This window comes from Acinetobacter sp. YH18001 (assembly GCF_013416975.1).
GTDB classification, from domain to species: Bacteria; Pseudomonadota; Gammaproteobacteria; order Pseudomonadales; family Moraxellaceae; genus Acinetobacter; species Acinetobacter pseudolwoffii.
Genome location: NZ_VPEU01000003.1, coordinates 46212 through 64906 on the forward strand (window position 1 = coordinate 46212; position 18695 = coordinate 64906).

Genomic DNA, 18695 nt, shown 5'->3' on the forward strand with positions numbered 1-18695 from the left:
CTCTTTTTAATGATTCAAACAGATTGTTGCTGAATCAATTGCTTTACCAAGTCCGCTACCTGATCGGGTTGTTCCAATGGAAACATATGTCCTCCCTCTACCACGGTAAAAGGAATACCAAATTTCTTTTCGACCTGCTGCGGGAACTTGCGGGCCAGAAATGGACCTTGCTCAGCCACGACCAAATGTACCGGAACTTTCGGTTTCGCCTGAGGCAACCACCACAGTGAGGGATTGGTTCTAAACACGGCCACTTCATCCTTTTTAGGGATGGTGAGTTCTACTCCGCCCCGAATCGGATCATCTTGCAAGGCATGCTCAATATAGGCCTGGAAGCAATCGGCATCAAAGTCTTGATAAAAACCTTTAGGACGCAACAACGCTGCTGCCTGTTCACGTGAATCCCAATGATCACGACGGCGCTTGGACAGGCCTGCCGGAGACATTCTGTCCAAAGCTTTTAAGCGCAAAGTTTTCGCAAGATGCAAGGCAAAGGCTTCTTTACCCATAATCATCGGCGGGTCCAGCATGATCATCTGCGAAAACAGTTCGGGACGCTGCAAGGTAGCCTGGAAAGTTAATACTGATCCTAGAGAATGTCCCAAGCCAATCACCGGTCGACCTTTTGACTGACGCACAATACTGTCAATCACTTGCCGAGTCAGGCTTTTCCAATGGTTATCCACTGGATAACGTTTATCAGGCCCTAAGAGCGGCACATAGATAATATCGTAATCATCTTGCAGTCCATCAAACAGCTTTTGATAGACTTTCGATGGCACGCCATTGGCGTGCGCGAAATGAATCAATGGTTTCATTGCAATGTCGTACTGTTTTCTGACTGAAGTTTCTGCGCAACTGAAGTGGCAATTCCGTCACCAATCGATGAGCCCATGCGACCCAATACGGACTCAAATGGACTATATTCAATGGTATAATTCAAGGCTCTTTCAGTTTTCAGTTCGCGCTTCAAGGTATTTAAACTTCCGATCCGATCTGCGATTCCTAGTTTCACCGCCTGATCACCGGTCCAGAACAAACCAGAGAAAATCGTAGGATCGGTTGATTTCAGTTTATTACCACGCCCCTGTTTTACCGCATTAATAAAGTGACTATGCACATTATCCAAGACACCTTGTACATGGGCTTTTTGTGCAGGATCGACTGGTTGAGTCATCGACAGCAAGGCTTTATTGTCACCTGAAGTCATGGTGCGATCTTCAACACCAAGCTTTTGCAGCAAATTACTCACGCCATAATTTGGCATGATCACACCAATCGAACCGACTAAACTCGATGGATTGACAATGATCTCATCCGCAGCAGAAGCGATATAATAAGCACCTGAAGCACCGGTATCACCGATCACTGCATAGAGTTTTTTCTCGGGATACTGCTTTTTCAAATACTGAATTTCTTGCCAGATTTCATCGGACTGTACCGGTGAACCACCCGGCGAGTTGACATTCAGCACTACGGCTTTACTCTGTTTATTTTCAAAAGCTTTTGTCAGCGATTTAATCGTATTGCTACTGTTGACACTCTGCTTGTCGGCAGCAATCGTACCAATAATATCGACGACGGCAATATGAGCACCTGCGCCAGCGCTGGCATCTGAGGAAACTGAACTACAGCTCTTGCCGAGTGCCAAAATCACCACAAGCAGATAAGCAAAAGTCAGGAATTTAAAGAAAATTCCCCAACGGCGCGCACGACGCTGCTCTTCAACCGAAGCTAAAACCGCTTTTTCCAGCAATTTCCACTCCGGACCAGTCGGTTGAACTGGCTGTTGTGTATTTTGTATTTGATTTTCAGGTTTTGGTGGCCAATCGGACATAAATAATCCAATAAATTGATTTATATTGAACCCATTATATACACTGAATCGGGTAATTCTGTCTAAACAAAACGTTTTCGCCTATAATAAATTTTGTTCTCTTTTTATTGTACTTAGACGAAATCAATGACGAAACAGGACTCACGGAATTCAGCTTACGGTTTACTCAAATACATTAGCCGCCAACCGCTTCCAGTTTCTCGATGGATGGCTCGCATCCTGGCCTTTATTGTAAACAGTTTCAAAGTCACGAAAACCTCGGAAGTCATTCGCCTGAACCTAGAAATCAGTCTCTCTGAACTGTCTGATAATGAACGTGAACGTATTAACCGTGCCGCGGTTCGCAATGAATTAATGTCATATTTCGAGTTCTTTACCATTTGGGGCTCAAGCAATCAAAAAAATATCAAACGTGTGCATCGCGTTATTGGCGAAGATCTCCTTCATGAGGCACTGGCACAGAATAAAGGTCTGGTGTTAATTGTGCCGCATTTTGGTACCTGGGAAATTATGAATGCCTATGTTGCCCAGTTTACCGCCATGACCATTATGTACAAACCTGTAAAAAATCAGACTGCGGATCAATTTGTACGGGCTGCCCGTAGCCGTGAACAGGCACATCTGGTACCGACCGATGAATCCGGTGTCCGTCAGATCTTTAAGGCCTTAAAACAAGGCGGCACCACCGTGATTTTGCCAGATCATACGCCCAATGTGGGTGGTGAGTATATTCCGTATTTTGGCGTGCCTTTGGCCACCAGTAATTTAAGTGCCAAGCTGATTCAAAAGACCAAAGCCCGTGCTCTGTTTTTATATGCCCTGCGTAATACTGAAGATGGTTTTGATATCTTTATCGAAGCGATCGACGAAAAAATTTATAGTGGCAATGCCAATCAGGGCACGCAAGTCATTATCAATAGTATTGAAAATTTAATCCGTCGCCATCCTGAACATTATCACTGGAGCTATAAACGCTTTAATGCACATCAGGGCTTGGGCAATCTTTATACACTGGAGCATGAACAGGCTTTAGGCAAAGTAAATGCGTTAAGAACTCAGGAATTACATGAAGCTTCGCCCGCTCTAGAATCAGCGACTTAAAGGCTGACGATATAACCATTGCCATTGATGTCGTTCGGCTGAAAGTACCAGTTTTGAGTCTTGTTGCTGAAAGTGCAGACTACCCTGCTCTGCCGTATTCAGTAACGGAATATTGAGGGCTTTGAGCCGCTGCTGAGTCAATTGGCTCGGATGGCCATAACGGTTAAATTTCCCTGCCGAAACAATTGCCAGTTTAGGCTGTAAAACTTCTAAAAACTGATAGGCTGAGCTGTGCTGACTGCCATGATGTCCAAGCACCAGCACATCAACTTTAAGCTCAGGATAATCTTGGAGCAGCTGATACTCAGTCTCCCAACCCGCATCGCCCATGAGTAAAAAATTTTGATAAGGCCCGGCATTTTTAACTTGCAGATATACCACACAAGACCGTTCATTTTTATTGAAATGGGCTGTATTTAACTGCTGCTGCCGAGGTGCCAGAATTTTAAACTGAATATCTTCAGACCATTGCCACTGCTGACCTTGATGACAGAACTGAAAACGGGAGGAGTGCGCTATTTCAGGAATCTGATTGGACGATACCTCTTTAATTTTCAATTGATGTTTAATACTGTGATAAGCGCCACTATGATCTTGATCCAGATGGGTTAAAATCAGTTGATCCAGCTTACCCACACCTTGCACAGACAGAAATGGCAGAATCACCTGTCGACCGATACTGAATTTTTCTTCATCATAATAGCCACCCATATCGATCATCATACTGCGTGCTCCATCCCGAAGAAAAATTGCTTGTCCCTGCCCCACATCCAGAATAGAGAGCTGAAATGCATGCTGATTGAGCTGAGGAATACACAGCGGCACACAGGCAAGCGCCGTCCAGCTTTTGGGCAATAGGCCACGCGGTAAAAATACAATCATTAAGGCCAGAATACACAGCGCAATCATCCAGACATTCATCGCCACCGGAATCAGTTGTGGAGCAAACAGCCGATCAAGCAGATCCAGAAATGCCAGCAGCATGTGAATGAAAACATCATTCAATTGAAATACCACACTGGAAAGTGGCTCTGAAATAAAAAACAACAAAGCCGCCAGAATATCTATAGGCACAATCAGCAGCCCAATCCATGGAATCGCGACCAGGTTACTGAATGGGGTAATCCAGGCGATTTGCTTAAAAAACAGCATCATCAAGGGAAATAGCGCCAGAAAGATTTTCCATTGTGATTCCAGCAGCACTTTCAACGCAAAATATAGCCGTTGTAATAAGGTTTGTTCTGTCTGACGCGGTTGCTGCTGAATGGTCTGATAGATTCGCAGCAAAACAAAGCAGGCCCCATAAGACAGCCAGAATGCAGCCGACAAAATACTGAAAGGATCAAAGAGCAATAATAAGGCAGCACTCAGAATCAGTAATTTTAAAGCTTGCACATTTTGCCTGAGCAACAAGGTAAAGGTCACAATCACGCAGATCAATAAAGTGCGTAGCGCTGGAATTTCAAAGCCCACAAAGGCGCAGTACAGCAAGACACATAGTAAAAAAGGCAGGCTCAAAAAATACTGCCTTGGCCATTTCAGATAAATATGCGGCATAAATCTTGAAATCAGATATTGCAAAGTACCACAGACCATCAAGGCAAAGATCAGAACGTGCGGCCCGGAAATGGCTAATAAATGGCTCATACCAAAACGCTGGAATTGTCGCTCTGTCGCCGGATCTAACAGGCTTTCATCACCGCTTAATAAGGCCAATAACAAACCTTTATGCTGTACGGGTTGCCTGGCTACGAATTCTCTTAATGCCAGTCGCTGCCGCTCTACCCAAAGTAAAATTCGCGGACTTAAATTTTGCTGCTGGCGTAAATATTTGCCATGACCAAGCGCATAAAGTTGTTGCGGTTGTAACTCCTGAATGCTCTTGATTCGGAAACCGGCCATGATATTTTGCTGTAATGCCCACTTTTCAGCGTCAAAAGATCCGGGGGTGGCATAACTATGATGAGGTCGGATTTGGCCTTGAATTAAGTAATATCGTCCAAATTCAAGGGAGTGCTGCTTTATCTGCGTATTTATCAAACTGGATTGAGTCACGGGTTCTTGGACAGGCAAAAAGCCCATCCATTTAACTGTACTGCCATCAGGACTGAGCACATGCAGAGCTTGCTGGATATTCTGCTCACCAAGCTTATTCAGGTCTTTGATATGCACCACGATCTGTTTTTCGGAGACTTCATGTTCACGCGTCGACAAGCGTTCAGACAGTTGCAGATTGGCATAGCCATGGCCTAGAAATAATCCTAACAACAGGCTTGAACCAGTCATGACCAAATTACTGAATGGTGTGTTGAAAATGTGCTTTAATTTACGGCAACCCAGATACCACAGTAATACCGCGATTAGAACGACCGTGCTGCTCAGTTGAACAGACAGAAAACTTTTCCCCATACAGGCCAGACCTAAAATCCAGCCGATACACAGCCACTGCAACATTGGATCTTATTCTTTATGGTTATTATTTCACCCAATAATAAAGCCCACCGGAGTGAGCTTCAATCAAATGCGAATATTCTCTTGATTTAGGGTGTGACCCACAGACCATCCTGCATATGTAAAATTCGGTCTGCAGCATGTGCCAGTTGTTCATCATGCGTCACAATCAGCATCGCCATATTGAATTCACGTTGCAATTCGGTGAGCAGTTCAAAAATCTTTGCTGCAGTCTTACGATCCAGATTTCCGGTCGGTTCATCCGCCATCATCAGTTTAGGTTTGCCCACCACTGCACGCGCTAAGGCCACACGCTGGCGCTCACCTCCAGATAATTCACCTGGCTTATGTGTCAGACGATGCGAAAGACCAACCCGCTCCAGCAAGTATTCAGCCTGCTGTTTGGCTTCTTTAAACTTCACATTATCGCGGAGCATCAGGGGCATGGCTACATTTTCCAGTGCCGTAAACTCTGGCAACAGGTGATGAAACTGATACACAAAACCCAAATGTTCATTGCGCACATAGCCACGCTCTGCTTCGGACAAGGTATCGAAACGGCGACCATTGACCATCACTTGCCCTGATGTTGGTCGATCCAGTCCACCCAAAACATGCAATAAGGTACTTTTACCAGAACCACTCGAACCGACAATCGAGACAAACTCACCTGCTTTGACCTGCAGCGACAAGCCTCGAATCACATCGACGGTGGCTTTGCCATCGGTAAAGGATTTGTGAATATTCTGGGCATCTAAAATCAGATTACTCATAACGCAAAGCCTCTGCCGGTTGAATTTTTGCTGCACGTAAAGCGGGGTAAATCGTCGCGACAAAACTTAAGGCCAATGACAAGCCGACAATCACCAAGACATCCTGCCAGCGTAAATAAGAAGGTAGATAATTGATAAAATAGGCATCAAACATATTCAGACCCAAAGTATTGTTTAACCAGCCGATAAAGCTACTGATACTGGTCGCTGCAATAATCCCGAGGATTGCGCCGGCACATGTCCCAATCACCCCAATCACCGTGCCTTGCACCATAAAGATTTTGGTAATGGTGGCAGGCGAAGCACCCAAAGTCCGTAAAATCGCAATGTCCGATTTTTTATCCGTCACCACCATCACCAGTGATGAAACGATATTAAATGCCGCAACCAGCACAATCAGGAATAATAACAAGCTGACCATGGCTTTTTCCATCTGGATCGCGCTGAACAGATTACCATGAGTATAAGTCCAGTCAGATGCGTAGAAGTTGGCTGGTAAATCCCGCACGATTTCCTGAGACACTTGCGGTGCGACAAAAATATCATCCAGTTTTAAACGCACGCCTTGTGCACCATCTGGTAGGCGCAATAAAGTTGAAGCATCATTTAAAGCGATATATCCCATCATCGAGTCGACTTCAGCACCAATACTGAAAATTCCCACCACTTTAAAGCGCTTGAAACGAGGCACCACACCTGCTGGTGAAGGGGTCGCCTCTGGCAATACCAGAGTAATATTATCGTTTAAACCGACCCCCATGGCATCGGTCATCTGCTTACCCAGAACAATACCAAATTCACCTTTTTTCAGGCTATCAATACTGCCCTCGACCATATGGTTTTGTATAATGGATACTTTTTTCTCATACTCGGGTTCAATCCCGCTGACCATAATCCCGGCAACCTGTCCCTGTGCCGTCAGCATGCCCTGTAATTGGGTAAATGGTGCAACCCCCTGGACATGCTCATGCTGCTCAATCTGCTTTGCAAGTTCGGGCCAATTTGTTAGAATTTGCGTTGAAGAAACAGTAGCTTGAGGTATCATTCCCAAGACACGATTTTTCAACTCTCGGTCAAACCCATTCATCACAGACAAAACTGTAATGAGGACTGCTACACCGAGCGTGAGACCGATCATTGAGACCAATGCAATAAAAGAAATGAAGTGGTTACTACGCCGTGCGCGAGTATATTTCAACCCTATATACAGCGAGATTGGTTTAAACATAACCATCTAGTCCGAGGTAATAAATTATGGAAAATGTACAGCATCCAAACGGATACACGGAAAGACGCGTTATGTCTCGCATCGATGCTGCCTTACGAATTAATTATCAGATTATTTCCGATGATGTTGCCTTAAATGATCCTTATGACTCTAACTTCGTCTTGCCCCGCTATTTTCTACTACTTGCAGAGCTAGATCAATTTGATCATGCGGTTAACTACGAATTAGAACAATTATCTGAAAAAGATCAACAAATTGCTCGAATCTTATCCTTATTCAACCAAAAATTAAACCTTATTACCGGTTCTTTGTATGACGCAATTGTACAAAGCATGTTACCTGTACCAGAGCAGGTGAACTTTTCGGAAACCGGTTTTAGTTTCTTTAGTGACCGCCCCATCACTGAAGGCACCTATCTGCACGTGACTTTAAGCCACCCGGAAAATTTCTTCCATATTGCGGCAACCGCCCAAGTGGCCTACAGTCGTGAAGAAGAAAATAGCAAATTCCGGACCGGTGCTTATTTCATTACCATGCACCCACAAGACCGCGTCAAACTCGGTGAATGTGTCAAAGCCAACTTTGCTTAAATCACTGATTTAGTCATTGTGAATACTGGATGGAAGGCGAGCTGCATAGCTCGCTTTAATTTCTCTGGAAAAATACAACAATAAACCCGTCAACAAAATACCGACACCGATTAAGGCCTCACCCGACAAGCTTTCATCATTCAAAAGCACACCGACGAATAAAGCAAGCATTGGAGTCAATACCGTCGTCAAAGACAAGGTGGTCGCCCTGATTTTCTGTACCAGTTTAAAATAACAGAACATGGCAATCAGCGAAGCCATCACCACGGCATATCCTAGCCCGATCAGTGATTTTGCCTGAGGCATTTGGGTTGGCGCAAATTGCCAGATAAAAGGCAACATGGCACAGGCCATGACTGCTGAAACTGCAATGGAACCAGTCGCTTGCGCCATCGGTTGTAAAGGTGCATTGACTTTTTTGACCCAAAACATCGAAACACAATAAATAAACACACTCAGTAACATCAGACCAATGCCGATTGGCTGAATGTGCTGGTCTTTACCACCGAGACAAATCACTGCCAAACCAGTCAGGGCAATCGCCATCCCGCACCACTGTGAAGGATAGAGCTTGAGCTGAAACACGAAACGGCCAATCAATCCGGTAATAATAGGTGCCAGACCAAACATCAGCGCAATAATGCCTGAGCTGAGATAATCCGTGGCCAGATAGGTAAAAATCTGCGAGCCAATAAAACTGCAAGCTCCAGCCAGATAACTGTGCATCGAGAGAGAATCGACAGGAAAACGGGTTTTAAACAGCCACAACAAGATAAATGCAAAAGGCAATGCCAGAAAAAATCGCAGAGCCAGTGCCCAGAGCGGATGCAGATCGCTCACACTCCAGACAATGGCTAGCGGTGTAGTGGCCCAGATAAAAACCAATAAAAGATAGGTCACAACCATATTGGTTTGTGTTGACATGCGCGATTGCTCTTAAAGTGCAGATGTTTTACGTTTTTGTTTTTGAATGGTTTGATCCAGTGCGCTTGAAAATTCACGCTTATCCCGCTCTGAAATCGGAGGTGGCCCACCCGTTTGCACACCGGCACCACGTAAACTATCCATAAAGTCTCTTAGATGTAAACGTGCTTTGACATTGGCCGTGGTATACACTTCACCGCGTGGATGAATGGCAATCCCGCCCTTTTCAATCACTTCTGCCGCCAGGGGAATATCTTGGGTCATGACAATATCATGCTCTTTCATGCGCAGAATAATCTCTTTATCTGCAGCATCAGCGCCACTCATCACCTGAATTGAATTAATCCGGACTGAAGGCGTAATGCCCACCGACTGATTGGCCACAAAAGTCACTTCCAACTGATAGCGATCCGACGCACGGATAATCACATCTCTTAAAATACGGGGTAATGCATCAGCATCGACCCAAAGTTTGAATGGCAACACAGGGTTTCCCATTAAGGTATAAATCCTGGGTATTCTAGCAAATTGAGAGGATCAGGTTGATGATTAAATCGTTGCATTTTCATCGCTGCTGTCGCTCATGTTTTTTTGAATCTATTTGATTTGAGCCGTAACTGTGATTCAGTCTAGAAAAAAAATTGACTGCATTTAATTTGAAAATTCATTCGATTGACTTGAAAAATCGTAATGACCCTCGATTAACTATAAATAAGTCATCCAAGATCAATTGTGCATATGAAAAATCAGAATAGCCCAGAGATCATCACCATTGATGATCAGAATTTCGGTAGTCACGTCGAACACTGGACATTACTCACCGAGAATCCAGGTACAGATGTGCCACAGTGGTTAGGCAAAGCTCTTGATGCGCCTATTATGCCGATGGGCATTTGCACACAAGAATGTGATATGGATGAAAATACCTGGCTGATTCAGGGGCCGAGTAAAGCTGCGGTGCAATTGAGCCAAGTGATCGCCATAGAAAATAATAAGCCACAGGCCGTAAAAACTGCATTCCCCTGCTTTGACAGTCCTTATCAGGTCAAAGCGACCATCGATCGAATTATTTCCTGCAAATCCAATACTCAGGCGGTATTACGTCTGAATCTGGGTGCCAACAATATTATTTATGCTTTCGATAGTCTGTATAGCGTCAATCATCCGCATTATGAAAAAGACCAGTCCTATGTGGTGAATCTGAATGCTTGGGCCTATGAGCTTGAAGCAGTGGCTGACCATGAACATCTGGTGGTGGATGATCCGGCTTCGATCAAGCATCACCGTGCCTTGAATGATATTCTGGCAGCCAACCAGGGCGTGGCACCCGATAATTTGCAGGAACAGATTGATGCCTGGCAGCCACACTCAGAAGAAGATAAAGCACCTGTTACTGTAGATTTCTCTAAAATGGTGGCTTATCTTTATGGTGAAACCATGGGCCAGGAAGATGAAGCCTGGTTTCAGGGCAATATTGTCGGTAAAACTGCCATGCAGTTTATGGATCAGGACTATACCCTGTATGATGTCACGCTGATTCATGATGAAGGTCAACCAGCCACCTTGATCCGGATTGCAACGCGGAATGAGCAGCATAAAAATTTCCAGATTGGTCAATATATTCGTGGAAATCTGTGGATTCAGGCCAATATTTATAGAAAATCAGCTTAAGTTAAAATAAACAAAGAAGGTCTTCTTTTTGATGGGGATCTTCTTTGTTTAATCCGTATTTTCTGTTTTTAATTTTATTTTTTTGATTATTTTTTACCCATTTTTTCTAGCTTAATAACCTATTTAAATCATTTAAAAAATCGAGTTATCCACATTGTTAAATTCACATGAATTCATTTTATACATGCAATCGAATCCTAAAAATCTTGTAAAAATAAGACTTTGATTTCGCATACGAATAAGTTCAGACAAATCCAAAGCTGATATTTAAATAAAATGAAAATTTATGAACTTTAATCAAGAATGTACTTTATTTAATCAATTTTTTATGATAAAAATACTCACAACAAATAGTATTAACGATAAATAGATCGGACAATAAATATCTATGAAAATCGTGCAAGAAGAAACATTAGACCAGGTCGAGCATCATCTTAGCTCTCGCTATAATATTGATATGATGTCATGCCTTTTTTTCATGTTGGGAATGCTGATCTGCGGCTTTACCCTGCATACTTTTATTTTTTAAATTCCCTGACATAACCGAATGCATAAAAAAACCCAGCCTATGCTGGGTTTTTACATTTCAGGGATTAACCATTGCGTTTTGCAAAGTCATCCATAAAATTCACCAAGGCTTGTACGCCCTCTAATGGCACTGCATTATAAATACTGGCACGCATACCACCGACAGAACGGTGACCCGCAAGATTCAATAAATGCTGGGCTTCTGCTTCTTTCAGGAATTGTTTTTCAAGATCTGCATTGGCCAAAGTAAATGGCACATTCATGATTGAACGATTTTCTTTGAAGATTGGATTGGCATAAAAATCGCTTTGATCGATATAACCATAAAGCAGATTGGCTTTTTCCAGGTTCACTTTATGCATGGCTTCTACACCGCCATTTTCCAGCAACCATTCAAATACCAGACCAGACAAGTACCATGCATAAGTCGACGGCGTATTTACCATAGAACCATTTTTGGCTTGATCTGAGTATTTTAAGATACTTGGAATTTCAGCTTTGGCTTGATCCAGTAAATCTTCACGAATAATCACCAGGGTTAAACCCGCTGGGCCGATATTCTTTTGCGCACCTGCATAGATCACACCAAATTTTGATACATCAAGTGGCGCAGATAAAATGCTTGATGAATAGTCACAAACAAGGGGCTTATCTGTTTCAGGAATAGAAGCAAACTGCAAACCACCAATGGTTTCGTTGTCTGCATAGTGCACATAGGCGGCATCGGCAGACAGCTTCCATTCGTTTTGCGCGCTGATGGCATGTTTAGCATCAATTTTGATACCTGCTTCTACGACATTGATATCGCCATAGCGTTGCGCTTCTTTCAAGGCCTTTTCAGACCAGATTCCGGTATGGATATAGTCCGCTTTGTTATTTTTACCCAGCAAGTTCAATGGAATTGCCGAAAATTGTAAGGATGCGCCACCCTGCAAGAACAATACTTTGTAGTTCTCGGGAATATTCATGAGTTTGCGTAGGTCTGCTTCCGCTTTTTCAGCCACGGCCACATAGTCGGAACTACGGTGGCTCATTTCCATGATCGAAAGACCTTTGCCATGCCAGTCAAGCATTTCAGCTTGAGCTTTTTCAAGTACGGTAGTCGGTAATGCAGCAGGACCAGCACAGAAGTTGTACGCGCGCATGAGTTTTCCTTATCTATGTGAGACACAATAAAATGATGGCATTTAACCATATCTGGCAAGGTCTTGCACAAAATTATTTCAATCTCGAACTGTAATTACAGTCAAAAAATCAATGTAGATTCACAAGATAAGTTGACCATTTATAGGGTTAATTAAACTTATTATGCCTATTTTTATTAAATGTTTGAGTTTAAAAATAAAACTATTATGATGAACTCACAATGATTAAAAAATAATCTGAAAAATTATAAGTAGGGAAAAAATGGATAACTTTATTAATCGCCTCAAATTACATATTGAGCATGTTAAACGTGTCGGTGCGCATTGCTCAACTGAAGAAACCACCAAACAAGCACTTATATTGCCACTTCTGGATATTTTAGGCTTCAGTCCTTATGATCCAACGAAAGTACTGGCAGAGTTTGCCGCTGATTTTCCTGGTGTCAAATCAACAGAGCGCGTTGACTACGCGCTATATTGTAATGGTCAACCGGTTATGTTTATTGAAGCCAAATCTTATGCAAGTAATTTAACAAATCACGCACCACAACTCTCCCGATATTTTAACTCTACTCTGGGAGTGACCATTGGCGTCATTACCAATGGACGTGAATGGCGTTTTTTTACTGACCTCATTAATCCAAATATTATGGATGAAAAACCTTTTCTGGTTGTTGATTTCACTAAACATCAAGCCGAAGAACTGACTCAATTAGCAGAATTCAAACATGATAATTTCCATGTAGAAAAATTACGATTTTTTGCCGAAGAGAATCAGTATATCCAACAGTTTAAAGCGGTAATCAAAAAATCAATTAATGAAGTCGATATTGATTTTGTACGTTATGTTGCTCAGCAAGCCAATATTCCAAGACAGCTCAATACAAAATTCCTTGAATCAATTCAACCCTTCGTTAAACAAGCAGTCGAACGTGCAATTAGCGATACGGTTTTAAAAGGCTTATCTGCACCCACCGTCATTACAGCACAACCCATTGAGCAACAAACTGAATTAAGGACTGATGAAGTTTCAGAAGAGCCGACTCCCTCAAATCTTCAACAAGACATTATAAATCCTCAGAATCAAAGAATTGTTACCACGGTAGATGAACAAAGCTTACAAAATATTATCCATGAACTTTTTCCAGACCATGAACTCACCGGAAAAGATACGGAGAGCTATTATTCCATTCTGTATCAAAGTAAAAATAATAGATGGTTATTCCGCTATGATGTGAACCGAAAACGTCCTACTGTTCAATTTATTGTTCCCATTGATGAGAGACATAAACTTGAATTAAATAGAGCGGGTCTAGAAGTGTTAAATAATGGACAAATTTATCTGGATAAACCGGAGCATATTTATAGAGCCGTAGGGGTTTTAAAAGATTGTTTAGATTTTTGCATGAATGATGAAAATTTCAAAAGAACCGCCCTAAGTTAGTCAGGACGCGCAAGCGTCCTTGATGCTAGACAGATGTAAAATAAACAATACTACAACCATGCCCCTTACTGAGCTGCAAACCACTGATTTATAATGTACACAAATCAACTTATTCTTCACTTTGGCCATCTGCTTGCATGAATATGACGAACTATAAAAGTAAATTATTTTTGGGGTGTGGATTATTGTCAGGCCTATGGTTGAATAGCCAGAGTCTATACGCCCAGACTTTGAGTTTTCAAGACGCCGAAAAACAGTTATTGCAGTCTTCTTACAGCAGTCAGGCCTATCAAAGCTTGGAACAAGCCTCGAAACTTGAAGCTGAAGCGGTAAAAGGTTTGGGATTACCACGTGTCGATCTGAATGTGCGTGCTTATGCTTTTCGTAATGAATTAGATATTCCTTTGGGTGCTCTTAAAAACAACCTGGAGCAATCTCTCACCAATGGCTTAAATAATAAAATTGATGAGTTTAATTTAGCTGCGAATATTGCCAATCCTTTAAAAGAAGGTTTACAACAACCGATTCATGATGGTGTAGGCTTAATTCCCGATACCTCCAAGGTCGTACTCGAAGATCAAGTGATTCGTCCTACCGTGTCCATGATGATGCCGCTTTATACCGGTGGTTTGACTCATAGCGCCAAGGAGATTGCCAATCTTCAGGTCGGTCGCAGTCAGCTCAGTAATCAACAGCAACAAGACACGCAGCGTTTCGAACTGATTCAAAGTTATTTTAATGTGCAACTGCAAAAGCAACTCCATGCAGCAGCAGTATTTAATCTGAATGCCATGCAACAGCATTATCGCAATGCCTTAAAAATGGAACAGCAAGGTTTTATTAGCAAAGGCCAGCGCATGCAGTTTGAAGTGGCGCGTAATAATGCCGAGCGCAGTCAGCAAAATATGCAAACCAATTTAAATGCCAGTCTATTTCAACTGAATAATCTGCTGCAACAAAGCAGTATCACTGAACTGTCGACACCTTTATTTGTCAATCAGACCGAGCCACAGGCTTTAAATCAACTACTGAAAACCTTTAGTCAAAACTCTGCGCTGATTCAAAAAATGCAGCTAGATACCCAATTAGCACAAGCCAATGTCAAAGCTCAGCAAGCAGCAAAAAAACCCAATGTCTTTGCTTTTGGTGAATATAGTTTGGATCAGAATCAAAACTGGATTGTCGGTGTTGCCGCACGCTATAACCTGTTTTCAGGGATTGATAAAAACAAAAATATTCAGGCGGCCGAGCTCAAACGCTATGCCACAGAACTGCTCACCTCACGCACCCAGCAAGAGATTGAAAACCTGATTTATAAATCTTATAGCGAAGCCTTGAGTGCACAGCAAAGTCATGCTTTGTTGGAACAAAATCTAAAAGCTGCGCAGGAAAATTTACGCATTCAAGAGTTGTCCTTTAAAGAGGATATCGGAACAGCAACACAGGTCATTGATGCCCAAAACATGCTTAGCGGGCTACGAGCCGAAACTGCATTGAATGCCTATAAATATGTGATGTCACTGGCCACCCTGTTACAAAGCCATGGCTCGATTGCAGAATTTCCCAATTATATTCAACACACCAATACCCACTATATTCGCTAATGGAGCCGAACATGAACGACGATCAAAAACCCAATGATCCTGTGAATGAAGCGGTTTCATCTACCGAAACAGAAAGCTCTCCCGCTCCACAGACCCAATCAGCAACGCTAGAGGAAAATCACGCGACGACCTCGACCGATGAGCAGCCTCCTGAAATCTCCAAAAAGAAAAAATATCTACTGCTGGCGTTGCTGCCTATTCTGCTGGCCGTGATTATTTTTGGATTATGGAAAAGCTATCAACCGACGCCGATTGAATTGCAAGGTCGTGTCGAGGCTGAAACGATTCAGGTGGCCACCAAAGTGCCAAGCCGGATTGAAGAAATCTATGTGGAAGAAGGTCAGCGAGTTAAAAAAGGCGATGTTCTGGTTCGCTTAAATAGCCCGGAAATTGCAGCCAAAAAACAGCAAGCTACAGCAGCCTTACAATCGGCTTTGGCCTTACAGTCCACAGCTGAACGTGGCTCGCAGGAAGAAAATGTCGCGAGTCTGTATGCCAACTGGCAATCGCTAAAAGCACAGCAAAATCTCGCCACAGTATCTTATCAGCGTGGGGAAAATCTATTTAAGGAAGGTGTGATTTCACGTCAGCGCCGTGATGAACTGTATGCAGCCAGTCAATCTGCGCTAGAAATGACTGAGGCCGCCTATCAGCAATATGCACGTGCCAAGCGTGGCAGCACCCCGCAGCAAAAGAGTTCAGCCGATGCACAAGTAGACATTGCCCAGGCTGCTCTAAACGAAGCCAATGCGCTAGAAGCAGAAACCGAATTGCTGGCCCCCGTCAATGGAACGGTGTCTAAAACTTATGGCAAAATATCTGAGCTGGTCGCAACCGCAGTGCCCGTGGTCAGCCTGATTGAAGAGAAGATGTGGGTAAGCCTGAATATTCGCGAAGACCAGTATGCTCCATTTCAAAAATTAGAAAGCATTCAAGGTTATATTCCAGCCTTGGATCAAACAGCCAGTTTTCAGATCAAAAGTATTAGCGCTGAAGGTGAGTTTGCCACCATTAAAACCACCCGCCAAACCGGCGGCTATGATGTGAGAAGTTTTAAACTGCATTTGCTACCGACACAAACCATGCCTGAACTGAAAGTCGGTATGAGCGTGTTATTTAAACTTAAAGAGACACCCTAATGTGGCTGGGTATATGGCGCGAACTACGCTATTTGCTCCGAGAAAAATGGGATCTGTGCCTGGTTACGCTGGCACCTGCTCTAGTAATTATTTTATTCAGCAGCATGTTTGCGCAGGGCAAGCCTACTCATTTACCGATTGCCATTATTGATCAAGACCGAAGTGCGTTCAGCCAAAGCATCTATCGACATGTCTCGCTCAATCATACCCTTAAAATTGAAACAGTATCCGAGCAAGCTGCTGAAGTTGAACGCCTACTGAATAAAAATAAAATTTGGGGTTATATCCATATTCCAAATGGTGCCGAACAACGTTTTGTTCGTGCTCAGGATGCAGAAATTAGCATTGCCTTTAACCAGAGTTATTTCAGTATCGGCAATACAATTTCTTCAGCCATGCTGGTGAGTACCTTACAAGCCCTGGCTGAGTTTACTGAACAGCACTATCTGGTGAATCGACTGCCCTATATCCAAGCACCGATACCACAGATCAAGATCTCACCTTTGTATAATCCGCAATTGAATTATGAGTTATATCTAGAACCTTATGTCATTCTCGCAGTTCTGCATTTACTGCTGTGTTGTTGTGTGGCATTTTCCGTCGGTCAGGAACTGAAGCGGCAGACCTTAACAAGCTGGATTAGCAACTCATCCATTTGGATGGCTTTAGTGTCTAAAAATCTGGTCTATGTGGCTATTTTTAGTCTATGGACTTGGGCGTGGATGTTTTGGATGATTGAAATTCGCGGCTGGTTTGTTGCCGGTTCGCTTGGTCTGATTTTATTAGCACAATTGCTGCTGTATAGCGCCTATGCATTTTTAAGCGCTGCGGTGGTGCTGGCCACCCAAGATTTAAGTAAATCTTTCGGCTTGATTGCTGTATATGGTGGGTCATCGTTAAGCTTTGCCGGGGTGACTTTACCCTTAAATAATGCGCCCCTATTCACCCAGTTTTGGGCCAATATTATCCCCTTTACTCCTTATGCCAAATTACAAACTGAACAATGGATGATTGGCAGTCCAGTGCAGATTTCACTGCAAGCTATATGGATCTTGTTGGCCTATGTGGTGGTGTACGCACTGCTAGCCTATATTTTTCTCAAGAAAATAGCCAAAGGAGCGGCCTGATGAAATCCCTTTGGTTTTATTATCTGCGCAGCTTTAAAGATATTGTCAGCCACGGCGCTATCTTTACCACGCTGATTTTATCAGTGGTGTTTTATAGCTTCTTTTATCCCTTTGCTTATCAGGCACAGCAAGCCGAAGCCTTACCGATTATTATTGTTGATGCAGAACAAAGTCACTTGAGCGCGCGGATTATTGGCCAAGTCCGTCAAAGCCCGAATGTTGAAATCAAGGCGATTACCAGCAATTTCGCCGAAGCCAAAACATGGGTTGAATCGCAACAAGCGGATGGGATTTTGCTGCTACCGGACAATTTATCGCAAACGTTAAGGCATGGTGAAACGGGTGGAATAGGACTGTACTTAAGTGCTGCCAATTTTTTAGTCACCAAACAGATGGGGATCGGTTTAGCGACCTCTCTTGAGCAGACCTTGGCAGACTATGCTGAACGTTTTGGCCAGGTTTCAGATTTTTCTCCTGCCCTATCAGTGCATCAGATTCCATTGTTTAATCCGCTCTCCGGCTATGGCAGTTATGTCTTTCCTGCGGTCGCCCCTCTCATCATTCATCAGACCATTTTTTTAGGTTTGAATATGCTGATTCTGGTGTACCGCGAAAGAAAAGTGCAGTTAAACTCAAATGCGTTGATTGGGCTATGTTTAGCGATATTGAGCATTGGCTGTCTGGGTTGTTTTTATTTATTTGGATTTACCTTTTGGTTATTTGATTATCCGCGAGGGGGTAACCTATTCGGCATGCTGCTGGCTGTGCCGGTTTTCGTTTATACTGTGATTGGAATCACCTGCCTATTTGCCAGTTTTCTGGATATGCCGGAACGCGCTGGACATGTAATTGTTTTTACTTCTATCCCTCTATTTTTTTTATCCGGTGCTGCCTGGCCACATGCAGCTATGCCCATCTGGATGCAAGTGATCGCTGAGATACTGCCTTCTACCCAAATGGTGCAGATGTTTATTCAACTGAATCAGATGGGTGTACCGACCGCACTGATTTTGCCTAAACTGATATATCTGGGGCTGATAGGCAGTTTATGTTTTTTCTTGGCTTATCGACGTTTGATTCAAGTGAGTCAAAGCAGATAAAGCATTGGATTTATGCTGTCATCAACTTATGGA

At 43.1% G+C, this 18695-nt stretch carries 16 protein-coding genes; 8 read left to right on the top strand and 8 right to left on the bottom strand.

Annotated elements, in window-relative coordinates; translation table 11 throughout:
* Nucleotides 1–14 precede the first annotated feature (14 nt).
* Entirely contained in the window at nucleotides 15–818 is an 804-nt protein-coding gene (locus FTV48_RS01880; protein WP_179999221.1) for an alpha/beta fold hydrolase, read from the bottom strand.
* Complete coding sequence (sppA, locus tag FTV48_RS01885) at nucleotides 815–1837, bottom strand: signal peptide peptidase SppA (protein WP_179999223.1); 1023 nt, start codon at nucleotides 1835–1837, stop codon at nucleotides 815–817. The genes FTV48_RS01880 and sppA overlap by 4 nt, the downstream gene beginning before the upstream one ends.
* Nucleotides 1838–1963: 126 nt before the next feature.
* Here sppA and FTV48_RS01890 point away from each other — a divergent pair, with 126 nt between their 5' ends.
* Complete coding sequence (locus tag FTV48_RS01890; protein WP_005170027.1) at nucleotides 1964–2938, top strand: lysophospholipid acyltransferase family protein; 975 nt, start codon at nucleotides 1964–1966, stop codon at nucleotides 2936–2938.
* Here FTV48_RS01890 and FTV48_RS01895 read toward each other — a convergent pair.
* From FTV48_RS01895 to FTV48_RS01905, 3 genes are all read right to left on the bottom strand, one after another.
* The gene (locus FTV48_RS01895) at nucleotides 2927–5392 is read right to left on the bottom strand and encodes a DNA internalization-related competence protein ComEC/Rec2 (RefSeq protein ID WP_179999225.1); all 2466 of its coding nucleotides are present in this window, start codon (nucleotides 5390–5392) and stop codon (nucleotides 2927–2929) included. The genes FTV48_RS01890 and FTV48_RS01895 overlap by 12 nt on opposite strands.
* Before the next feature lie 86 nt (nucleotides 5393–5478).
* Entirely contained in the window at nucleotides 5479–6162 is a 684-nt protein-coding gene (gene lolD / locus FTV48_RS01900) for a lipoprotein-releasing ABC transporter ATP-binding protein LolD (RefSeq protein ID WP_005097632.1), read from the bottom strand.
* Nucleotides 6155–7390, bottom strand: a complete 1236-nt coding sequence (locus FTV48_RS01905; protein ID WP_005097633.1) for a lipoprotein-releasing ABC transporter permease subunit — start codon at nucleotides 7388–7390, stop codon at nucleotides 6155–6157. Before FTV48_RS01905 ends, lolD begins: the two co-directional genes overlap by 8 nt.
* Before the next feature lie 26 nt (nucleotides 7391–7416).
* Here FTV48_RS01905 and FTV48_RS01910 point away from each other — a divergent pair, with 26 nt between their 5' ends.
* Nucleotides 7417–7980, top strand: a complete 564-nt coding sequence (locus FTV48_RS01910) for a PilZ domain-containing protein (RefSeq protein ID WP_005097634.1) — start codon at nucleotides 7417–7419, stop codon at nucleotides 7978–7980.
* Between the two features lie 9 nt (nucleotides 7981–7989).
* On the opposite strand, the gene FTV48_RS01915 is transcribed toward FTV48_RS01910, so the two are convergent.
* Both FTV48_RS01915 and FTV48_RS01920 read right to left on the bottom strand, forming a co-directional pair.
* Nucleotides 7990–8904 carry a DMT family transporter gene (locus FTV48_RS01915; protein ID WP_179999227.1) on the bottom strand — a complete coding sequence of 305 codons (915 nt, stop codon included), beginning with the start codon at nucleotides 8902–8904 and terminating at the stop codon, nucleotides 7990–7992.
* 12 nt (nucleotides 8905–8916) lie between these two features.
* Nucleotides 8917–9402: a YaiI/YqxD family protein gene (locus FTV48_RS01920; protein WP_005097638.1), complete on the bottom strand. Its 486-nt coding sequence runs from the start codon at nucleotides 9400–9402 to the stop codon at nucleotides 8917–8919.
* Nucleotides 9403–9642: 240 nt separating this feature from the next.
* Between FTV48_RS01920 and FTV48_RS01925 the strand changes: the two genes are divergently transcribed.
* The gene (locus FTV48_RS01925; RefSeq protein ID WP_005097639.1) at nucleotides 9643–10575 is read left to right on the top strand and encodes a hypothetical protein; all 933 of its coding nucleotides are present in this window, start codon (nucleotides 9643–9645) and stop codon (nucleotides 10573–10575) included.
* Between the two features lie 593 nt (nucleotides 10576–11168).
* Here FTV48_RS01925 and serC read toward each other — a convergent pair.
* Entirely contained in the window at nucleotides 11169–12248 is a 1080-nt protein-coding gene (gene serC / locus FTV48_RS01930) for a 3-phosphoserine/phosphohydroxythreonine transaminase (protein WP_005170010.1), read from the bottom strand.
* 262 nt (nucleotides 12249–12510) lie between these two features.
* Between serC and FTV48_RS01935 the strand changes: the two genes are divergently transcribed.
* The 5 genes from FTV48_RS01935 (at nucleotide 12511) to FTV48_RS01955 (ending at nucleotide 18662) form a co-directional block, all read left to right on the top strand.
* Nucleotides 12511–13692, top strand: coding sequence for a type I restriction endonuclease (locus FTV48_RS01935; protein ID WP_100329066.1), 1182 nt, complete (start codon nucleotides 12511–12513; stop codon nucleotides 13690–13692).
* Between the two features lie 137 nt (nucleotides 13693–13829).
* Nucleotides 13830–15296 carry a TolC family protein gene (locus FTV48_RS01940; protein ID WP_179999229.1) on the top strand — a complete coding sequence of 489 codons (1467 nt, stop codon included), beginning with the start codon at nucleotides 13830–13832 and terminating at the stop codon, nucleotides 15294–15296.
* A gap of 11 nt (nucleotides 15297–15307) precedes the next feature.
* Entirely contained in the window at nucleotides 15308–16435 is a 1128-nt protein-coding gene (locus FTV48_RS01945; RefSeq protein ID WP_005170000.1) for an HlyD family secretion protein, read from the top strand.
* On the top strand, nucleotides 16435–17562 hold the full coding sequence (locus tag FTV48_RS01950; protein WP_100355610.1) for an ABC transporter permease: 1128 nt from the start codon (nucleotides 16435–16437) through the stop codon (nucleotides 17560–17562). The genes FTV48_RS01945 and FTV48_RS01950 overlap by 1 nt, the downstream gene beginning before the upstream one ends.
* Entirely contained in the window at nucleotides 17562–18662 is a 1101-nt protein-coding gene (locus tag FTV48_RS01955) for an ABC transporter permease (RefSeq protein WP_179999231.1), read from the top strand. Before FTV48_RS01950 ends, FTV48_RS01955 begins: the two co-directional genes overlap by 1 nt.
* The last annotated feature ends 33 nt before the right edge of the window (nucleotides 18663–18695 follow it).

Coding starts and splice junctions, on each gene's coding strand:
- FTV48_RS01880 (WP_179999221.1), bottom strand. CDS start 818: ATGAAACCATTGATTCATTTCGCGCACGCCAATGGCGTGCCATCGAAA.
- sppA (WP_179999223.1), bottom strand. CDS start 1,837: ATGTCCGATTGGCCACCAAAACCTGAAAATCAAATACAAAATACACAA.
- FTV48_RS01890 (WP_005170027.1), top strand. CDS start 1,964: ATGACGAAACAGGACTCACGGAATTCAGCTTACGGTTTACTCAAATAC.
- FTV48_RS01895 (WP_179999225.1), bottom strand. CDS start 5,392: ATGTTGCAGTGGCTGTGTATCGGCTGGATTTTAGGTCTGGCCTGTATG.
- lolD (WP_005097632.1), bottom strand. CDS start 6,162: ATGAGTAATCTGATTTTAGATGCCCAGAATATTCACAAATCCTTTACC.
- FTV48_RS01905 (WP_005097633.1), bottom strand. CDS start 7,390: ATGTTTAAACCAATCTCGCTGTATATAGGGTTGAAATATACTCGCGCA.
- FTV48_RS01910 (WP_005097634.1), top strand. CDS start 7,417: ATGGAAAATGTACAGCATCCAAACGGATACACGGAAAGACGCGTTATG.
- FTV48_RS01915 (WP_179999227.1), bottom strand. CDS start 8,904: ATGTCAACACAAACCAATATGGTTGTGACCTATCTTTTATTGGTTTTT.
- FTV48_RS01920 (WP_005097638.1), bottom strand. CDS start 9,402: ATGGGAAACCCTGTGTTGCCATTCAAACTTTGGGTCGATGCTGATGCA.
- FTV48_RS01925 (WP_005097639.1), top strand. CDS start 9,643: ATGAAAAATCAGAATAGCCCAGAGATCATCACCATTGATGATCAGAAT.
- serC (WP_005170010.1), bottom strand. CDS start 12,248: ATGCGCGCGTACAACTTCTGTGCTGGTCCTGCTGCATTACCGACTACC.
- FTV48_RS01935 (WP_100329066.1), top strand. CDS start 12,511: ATGGATAACTTTATTAATCGCCTCAAATTACATATTGAGCATGTTAAA.
- FTV48_RS01940 (WP_179999229.1), top strand. CDS start 13,830: ATGAATATGACGAACTATAAAAGTAAATTATTTTTGGGGTGTGGATTA.
- FTV48_RS01945 (WP_005170000.1), top strand. CDS start 15,308: ATGAACGACGATCAAAAACCCAATGATCCTGTGAATGAAGCGGTTTCA.
- FTV48_RS01950 (WP_100355610.1), top strand. CDS start 16,435: ATGTGGCTGGGTATATGGCGCGAACTACGCTATTTGCTCCGAGAAAAA.
- FTV48_RS01955 (WP_179999231.1), top strand. CDS start 17,562: ATGAAATCCCTTTGGTTTTATTATCTGCGCAGCTTTAAAGATATTGTC.